Raw genomic sequence first — 7,371 nt, 5'->3', positions numbered from 1 at the left:
GGGCACGGGGGGGGCGGGGGTGGGTGCGGCGCCTACGGCGCAGGTCGCGGCGGCCTACATGTTGGCCGGGGCGACGCTGCGGGTGAGGAGACCTCCGGTCAACTCAGTTGCGCACCTGGATGGTGGTCTTGGCGGCGGTGTCAGCCGTCTTGACCTTCACGATGCGGCTCCGGTTGCCGGTGGGCAGCTCGAGCCTGCGAACGACGGGGCCGGCGTTGACCTTCCCCGCGATCCGCTTGAAGTCACCCTTGATCGCCACGCAGGCGCGCTCGCCCGGGGCCAGGCCCGAGACCTTGAAGCGCACCTTGTCGCCGGCCTCGCCACTCTTGCGAGCGCTCGACACGGTCAGCGCGTCCGCGGACGCGGGCGCCCACTGGAGCACGGCCATCGCCTGGGCGGTGGCGCGTCGCCACTGGTCGGCGGTCTTGTCGGTGATGCCGTCGTTGCGGGCATCGCGCACGACCTTGGGCTGGTAGGCGATGGCGCCGGTCTCCTTGGTCAGCGCGCTGCGGCACTTGTTCTTCTCGATCGGCTGCTGCTTGCGCACCCACACCGCGGCCCGGGTGGCGGCTTCGCGGTTCTTGAGCAGGCCGAGCGCCCAGCCGGCCAGGCCGGTGCTGTTGGTGTTGGCGCCCACGCCGTCGGCGCCGAACGCGCCGGTGGCCTTCTGCTGGGTGGCCAGCCAGGTGCCTGCCTTCGCGACGGCTGCGGCGACGGCCTTGTCGTGGCTGCCCGAATCCAGCAGGTTGACGACGGTCAGCGCCGTGGTGTCCAGGCTGGCGGCGGAGTCGGCCTGGCCCTCGACACATCCCTGCGCGGTGGTGGTCTTGGACTTGGAGAAGGACTCGCGGAAGAAGCCGGAGGCACATTGCTGGGCCAGCAGGAACGCGGTCGCGTCGGCGGTCCGCTTGGACTTGGCCTCGGTGAGGGCGCGGACGGCGTATCCCTGGCCGATCACGTTGGCGAAGTCGCCGAAGGAGGACTTGTCCTCGAGGCGACCGACGATCGGGGCAGTCGCGCTGACGCGCTCCTCGAGTCGGGTGATCAGGTTGACCCCGCCGTACGACGTGGTGTTGGCACCCGCCACGCGGGCGAACGTCGCCGCCTTGGCGGTGGCCCCGGCGTAGGTGCTGCCGGCGTCGCCGAAGGCGTCGCCGGCGATGTACTCGGTGATCTTGGGCTGCAGCGCAGCGTTGACGGTCGCCACGCCGGACTTGTCGCCGGCCTGGTCGAGGGCGAGGCCGGTGTCGATGGTGAGTCCGTAGTCCGGACCGAACTCGCCGACGACGAGTCCGCCGGTGAGCTGCCCCTTGAGCCACGTGCCGGCCAAGGTGATGGCGCCGTCGTCGGTGTTCGCGGGCGCGGTGGGGGCGGCCGAGACGGGCTGGCCGATCGCGGTCACCGCGAGGGTGGACACCGCCACGAGGCCTGCGACTCGGCGCAAGGTGTGGGAGCGCAATGTGTGAGACATGCTTTCCTTCCCGCTGTGAGAGCGGGAGACGCCCCTGCGGGCGACACCCGCTGTGTTCCTCGCAGCGTGGTTGTCAGGTGTGCCTGCGACGGGCGGTCCGGCTCACGCCCCGAACGGTCTCGGGACGTCTACGGTTGCGGGTCAGCGCCGGACTTCGACCGGCTTCTCCGTCGCAGACGGATATTGGTTTGCGCTGGGCACACTACAGCGACGGCGCTCCTCGACGACGGGTCAGGTCAGCTTGTCAAGGATCAGCTCGCGAACGCGGCCTGCATCAGCCTGTCCGCGCATCTCCTTCATCACTGCGCCGATGAGTGCGCCCGCGGCTGCGACCTTGCCGTCACGGATCTTGTCGGCGACGTCCGGGAAGGCCTCGATCGCGTTGTCGATGGCGGCGCTGAGCGCACCGTCGTCGGAGACGATCGCGAGACCACGCTTCTCCACGATCTCTGCCGCGGTGCCCTCGGCGGCGTACAACCCCTCGAAGACCTGTCGCGCCAGCTTGTCGTTGAGGGAGCCGGCGTCGATCAGTGCTTGTACGGCGACCACGTCGGCCGGCGTGACACCGAGTTCGGCGATGTCGGTGCCGGTGTCGTTGGCGCGACGAGCCAGCTCGGAGAGCCACCACTTGCGGGCGACCTGCGGGCTGGCACCCGCGAGGATCGTCTCCTCCACGAGACCGAAAGCTCCGGCGCCGATGGTGTCGCGCATGTCGAGGTCGGAGAAGCCCCACTCGGCCTGGAGACGAGAGCGCTTGGCGGTCGGGTTCTCCGGCAGGGTGCCGCGGAGCTGGTCGACCCACTCGCGACTCGGCGCGACCGGGACGAGGTCGGGCTCTGGGAAGTAGCGGTAGTCCTCGGCGTCCGACTTCTCGCGACCACTTGTCGTGACCCCGGTGTCCTCGTGCCAGTGCCGGGTCTCCTGCAAGATGGTCCGGTCGCCGCCAGCTGCACCACTGAGGATCGCGGCGTGCCGCTGCATCTCGTAGCGCACGGCCCGCTCGACCGAGCGCAGCGAGTTGACGTTCTTGGTCTCGGTGCGGGTGCCGAGACCACCGTCGCCCGCAGGAGAGAGGGAGAGGTTGACGTCCGCGCGGATCGAGCCCTGGTCCATCCGGGCGTCCGAGACGCCGAGGGCAACGATCAGCTCGCGCAGCTGGGCGACGTAGGCCTTCGCCACGGCCGGCGCGTTCTCCCGCATGCCCATGATCGGGCGGGTGACGATCTCGATCAGCGGGATGCCGGCACGGTTGTAGTCGACGAGCGAGTAGTCGGCGCCGTGGATGCGACCGGTGGCACCGCCGACGTGCAGCGACTTGCCGGTGTCCTCCTCCATGTGGGCGCGCTCGATCTCGACCCGGACGACCTCGATGCCGCCGTCCTCGGTCGGCACGTTGACGTCCATGTGGCCGTCGAAGGCGATCGGTTCGTCGTACTGCGAGGTCTGGAAGTTCTTCGGCATGTCCGGGTAGAAGTAGTTCTTCCGGGCGAAGCGGCACCACTCGGCGATGTCGCAGTTGAGCGCGAGGCCGATCCGCATGGCCGACTCGACGGCGATCCTGTTGACGACCGGCATGGCGCCCGGCAGGCCCAGGCAGGTCGGGCAGACCTGGGTGTTGGGCTCGGCGCCGAACTCGGTCGGGCAGCCGCAGAACATCTTCGAGTTGGTGTTCAGCTCGACGTGGACCTCGAGGCCCATCGCCGGGTCGAACTTCTCGAGCGACTCCTCGAAGGTCAGCAACGTGTCGGTCATCGGGTCTCCTCCAGGGCGGGAGCCTTGTCGAGCAGCGGCGCGCCCCACTCCTGCGCGAGCAGCGCCTCGAGGGCGGCGCCCACGCGGTAGAGACGCTCGTCCTCGAGCGCGGGGGCGAGGATCTGGAAGCCGGCAGGCAGCCCGTCCTCATCGGCCAGGCCGCTCGGCACCGAGATGCCGGGGACGCCGGCCAGGTTGGCGGGGATGGTCGCGAGGTCGTTGAGATACATCGCGATCGGGTCGTCGAGCTTCTCCCCCAGCTTGAAGGCCGTGGTCGGGGCGGTCGGCGAGACGAGCACGTCGACCTGCTCGAAGGCAGCCGCGAAGTCGCGGCTGATCAGGGTGCGCACCTTCTGGGCCTGGCCGTAGTAGGCGTCGTAGTAGCCGCTCGACAGGGCGTAGGTGCCGAGGATGATCCGGCGCTTCACCTCGTCACCGAAGCCGGCGTCGCGGCTGGCCCGCATCACGTCCTCGGCGCTCGGGTCGCCCTCAGGCACGACGCGGAGGCCGTAGCGCATGGCGTCGAACTTCGCGAGGTTGGAGGACGCCTCGGCCGGCAGGATCAGGTAGTAGGCCGCCAGGGCGTGCACGAAGCTCGGGCAGGAGACCTCGACGACCTCGGCACCGGCCTTGACCAGCAGGTCGACCGACTCCTGGAAGCGCGCCATCACACCGTCCTGCCAACCGTCCCCGGCGAGCTCGGTGATGACGCCGATCTTCAGGCCGGTCATGTCGCCGCTCGCGCCGGCCCGGGCGGCATCGGTGAACGACGGCCACGGCTGGTCGATGCTCGTCGAGTCGCGCGGGTCGTGCCCGCCGATGACGTCGTGCAGGAGCGCCGAGTCGAGGACGGTCCGGGTGACCGGGCCCGCCTGGTCGAGGCTGTTGGCGAGGGCGACGAGGCCGTAGCGGGAGACCCCGCCGTACGTCGGCTTCACGCCCACGGTGCCGGTGACGGCGCCGGGCTGGCGGATCGAGCCGCCGGTGTCGGTGCCGATGGCGAGCGGCGCCTCGAAGGCGGCCACGGCCGCGGCCGAGCCACCACCGGAGCCACCGGGGATGCGGTCGAGGTCCCACGGGTTGTGGGTGGGCCCGTAGGCCGAGTGCTCGGTGGAGGAGCCCATCGCGAACTCATCCATGTTGGTCTTGCCCAGGATCGGCAGTCCGGCGGCCTTCAGCCTGACCACGACGGTCGCGTCGTACGGCGGGATCCAGCCTTCGAGGATCTTGGACCCACATGTCGTGGGCAGTCCCTCGGTGGCGAGCACGTCCTTGACGGCGATCGGCACGCCGTCGAGCGCGCTCAGGGGCTGGCCGGCCGCGCGCCGCGCGTCGGAGGCCGCGGCCTGGGCGAGCGCACCCTCGCAGTCGACGTGCAGGAAGGCGTGGACGGCGCCGTCGACGGCTGCGATGCGGTCGAGGTGGAGCTGGGTGAGCTCGACACTGGTGACGGTGGAGTCGGCGAGCGCCTGTGCCATCTCGGCGGCGGTGTTGCGAAGGGTGATCACTGCTCGTCCCCCAGGATCCGCGGCACGCTGAAGCGCTGCTGGTCCACTGCGGGCGCACCCGACAGAGCCTGCTCGGCGGTCAGGCCGGGCGTCACGACATCGTCGCGGAAGACGTGGGTCAGCGGCAGCGCGTGCGACGTCGGAGGGACGTCGTCACCGGCCACGCCGTTGATGGAGGCGACCGACTCGAGGATCACGCTCAGCTGGGGGGCAAGGTGATCGAGCTCGGCGTCGTCGAGGTCGATGCGGGCGAGGTTCGCGAGGTGCGCGACCTCGTCTCTGGTGATCTCGGGCATGGCGGCAATCCTAGGTCCCTGCGCTGCCGCGCCGGTGGGCCGGTCGCGACCGGCGTCCGCACAGTCCCGCCCGGGTCGGGATCCCAGCCTCATGCCGCGGGACAAGCCTGCAGCGAATCGTCGATCTCGAGGCGCCGGAGGGCCCGGCTCCTCGGGCGAGGTGGTCGAGATGAGTGCACGGACGGTGTGGGTGGGGATGGTGCTGGCGGCGTGGGTGGCATCCGGGTGCGGTTCGCCCCCGGCCGAGGGCGAACCGGCCGCCCGGTCCACGGCGACCTCCTCACCGTCACCCCAGCCGGGTGAGGCGACCGGCGACCGTGCCCGGCCGGCACCGGATCGCACGACCACTGGGTCAGAGGCGTGGCGGATCAGCAGGCCCTCCTCCGACCACCAGATCGAGGCCTTCACCACCCACGCGAGCGGCTTGCCGGGAACCCGCGTCGGCCTGAAGGTCTCCACCACTGCAGGTGGCTACGAGGCGGCTGCCTACCGGATCGGGGCTTACCGCGGCGGCACCGGCGCCCTGGTCTGGGAGTCCGGCTTCCGCCGGGGACACGTGCAGGCACCCGCCCGCCTCGAGCCCGCGGTGACCCGGACCGTGGTCGCCCCGTGGCGGCGCGACCTGACGGTCGACACCTCGCGGTGGCTGCCGGGCTTCTACGTCTTCACCCTCCATACGCCGAACGGCTGGCAGACACAGGTCCCCTACGTCGTGACCTCGCCGTCGGCGAGCGGGACGGTCGCACTGGTCGCGCCCGTCACAACCTGGCAGGCGTACAACGCCTGGGGCGGCTACAGCCTCTACGAGGGGCCGGCCGGCGAGCGGGGCAGCTACGCGGTGAGCTTCGACCGTCCCTACAACGGGGCCACCGGTGCGAACGACTACCGCACGGCTGCGATCCCGATCATCGTCCGGGCCGAGCAGACCGGGATCGCACTGTCCTACTTCACCAACGTCGACCTGCACGTCCGGCCCGGATCACTCGACGGCGCCCTCGGGTACGTCTCGATGGGTCACGACGAGTACTGGACGCCCGCGATGCGGGCCGAGGTGATGGCTGCGCGCGACGCCGGCACCAATCTGGCCTTCCTCAGCGCGAACACCATGTACTGGCGGGTGCGCCTGAACGATCGCCCCACCGGCCGGGCACGGCTGCTCATCGGCTTCCGGAACGCCGCCTACCTGGACCCGCTGCGCGACTCCCACCCGGGCGCGACGACCTCACGCTTCCGCGACGACCCGATGCCACGACCCGAGCACGATCTGTTGGGCGTCCAGTACGAGTGCTATCCGGTGGACATCGACCTCGTCGTGGTCACTCCCGGCTGGTGGGGCTTCTCGGGCACCGGGGTCGAGCGCGGCGATCGGATCCCCGGGTTGATCGGTCCGGAGGCCGACCGGGTCTACCCCGACGCGACGCTTCCGCGTCCGCTCCAGGTGCTCGGCCACACGCCCTACGACTGTCGCGGGGTGGCCACGAGCGCCCAGACGATCTACTACACGACCTCCTCCGGGGCCGGCGTGTTCACCGCTGGAACCCTGCGGTGGGGCTGTGCGCTGGTGGACCGCTGCGAGCGCCCGCTGGGGCGGGTAACGGCACGCTTCACCCGCATCGTCACCGGCAACCTGCTCCGTCGGTTCGCCGACGGTCCGGTGGGCAGGGAGCACCCCGCGCGCGACAACGTCGACGACTTCGGCCTCCCGGCCGTCAACACGGTGAGCGCGAGTTGAGACACGCCGCACCGGGATCGTCCATCATGGAGCGCATGGCACCCGGACCACGGAGCGCGACCCGCGGCGGCATGGTCGCGGTCATGGTCCTGGTGCTGGCCGCACTGGCCGTGGTCGCTGCCTGTACGGGCGGGGGCTCGCAGCCGGAGCCACCGCCGTCGCAGCCGGTCGCGCTGAGTGTCGAGACGGTCAGCGGAGCTGAGGGCATCGACGAACCCACCCGCACCGCGATGGAGACGGCGATCGGCGACGTGCTGTCCACCTATGTAGCCGAGGCGTTCCTCGGGGACTTCCCGCGCCGAGAGTTCGTGCCCGCGTTCGAGGCGTTCACCAGTGGGGCCGCACGGCACGCGGCGCAGGACATCGACCGTCTCACCGCCTCGCGGGTCCAGGAAGCCACCGCGATGCGCGCGACGAGGCTCGACGCCCGGCTGTCCTTCCTCGTCAACGACCGACGGGCGCTCGGCGCCACCGCGGTGGTGCACTTCGCGTTCGAGGCCACGATGGAGGACGGCGCGACCCAGCCGGTGACGCTTCAGGGTCGCTTCATGCTCGAGGGGGACGCCGGCGAGTGGCTGGTCTTCGGCTACGACGTGGCGCTGGACGACGGCC

General features: G+C 70.8%; 6 protein-coding genes and 1 riboswitch. Of the genes, 2 read left to right on the top strand and 4 right to left on the bottom strand.

Translation table 11 applies throughout. The features are described from left to right. Window positions 1–103 precede the first annotated feature (103 nt). The 4 genes from RMO85_RS18850 to gatC all read right to left on the bottom strand — a co-directional run bounded on the left by RMO85_RS18850 (window position 104) and on the right by gatC (window position 5,027). Complete coding sequence (locus RMO85_RS18850; RefSeq protein ID WP_310530253.1) at window positions 104–1,471, bottom strand: hypothetical protein; 1,368 nt, start codon at window positions 1,469–1,471, stop codon at window positions 104–106. Window positions 1,472–1,544: 73 nt separating this feature from the next. Next, window positions 1,545–1,684: riboswitch (cobalamin riboswitch) on the bottom strand. 18 nt (window positions 1,685–1,702) lie between these two features. Then, window positions 1,703–3,223 (bottom strand): Asp-tRNA(Asn)/Glu-tRNA(Gln) amidotransferase subunit GatB, encoded by a 1,521-nt coding sequence (gatB, locus tag RMO85_RS18845; protein WP_310530252.1) that lies wholly within the window; start codon window positions 3,221–3,223, stop codon window positions 1,703–1,705. Then, complete coding sequence (gene gatA / locus RMO85_RS18840; RefSeq protein ID WP_310530254.1) at window positions 3,220–4,701, bottom strand: Asp-tRNA(Asn)/Glu-tRNA(Gln) amidotransferase subunit GatA; 1,482 nt, start codon at window positions 4,699–4,701, stop codon at window positions 3,220–3,222. The genes gatB and gatA overlap by 4 nt, the downstream gene beginning before the upstream one ends. Window positions 4,702–4,727: 26 nt before the next feature. Further along, window positions 4,728–5,027: an Asp-tRNA(Asn)/Glu-tRNA(Gln) amidotransferase subunit GatC gene (gene gatC / locus RMO85_RS18835; protein WP_310530251.1), complete on the bottom strand. Its 300-nt coding sequence runs from the start codon at window positions 5,025–5,027 to the stop codon at window positions 4,728–4,730. A gap of 169 nt (window positions 5,028–5,196) precedes the next feature. On the opposite strand from gatC, the gene RMO85_RS18830 reads away from it, so the two are divergent. Then, the gene (locus RMO85_RS18830; RefSeq protein WP_310530250.1) at window positions 5,197–6,759 is read left to right on the top strand and encodes a N,N-dimethylformamidase beta subunit family domain-containing protein; all 1,563 of its coding nucleotides are present in this window, start codon (window positions 5,197–5,199) and stop codon (window positions 6,757–6,759) included. Window positions 6,760–6,794: 35 nt separating this feature from the next. Then, window positions 6,795–7,371 (top strand): hypothetical protein (locus RMO85_RS18825; protein WP_310530249.1); only part of this gene is annotated, 577 nt, incomplete at its 3' end.

This window comes from Nocardioides sp., assembly GCF_031422975.1.
In the GTDB taxonomy this organism is placed as follows: Bacteria; Actinomycetota; Actinomycetes; order Propionibacteriales; family Nocardioidaceae; genus Nocardioides.
The sequence above is the reverse complement of the archived record's forward strand: the minus strand, read 5'-3'. Positions and strand labels throughout refer to the sequence as shown.

Bases quoted from the DNA above. Each gene is read 5' to 3' on its own strand.
- RMO85_RS18850 (WP_310530253.1), bottom strand. From the start codon at position 1,471: ATGTCTCACACATTGCGCTCCCACACCTTGCGCCGAGTCGCAGGCCTC.
- gatB (WP_310530252.1), bottom strand. From the start codon at position 3,223: ATGACCGACACGTTGCTGACCTTCGAGGAGTCGCTCGAGAAGTTCGAC.
- gatA (WP_310530254.1), bottom strand. From the start codon at position 4,701: ATGGCACAGGCGCTCGCCGACTCCACCGTCACCAGTGTCGAGCTCACC.
- gatC (WP_310530251.1), bottom strand. From the start codon at position 5,027: ATGCCCGAGATCACCAGAGACGAGGTCGCGCACCTCGCGAACCTCGCC.
- RMO85_RS18830 (WP_310530250.1), top strand. From the start codon at position 5,197: ATGAGTGCACGGACGGTGTGGGTGGGGATGGTGCTGGCGGCGTGGGTG.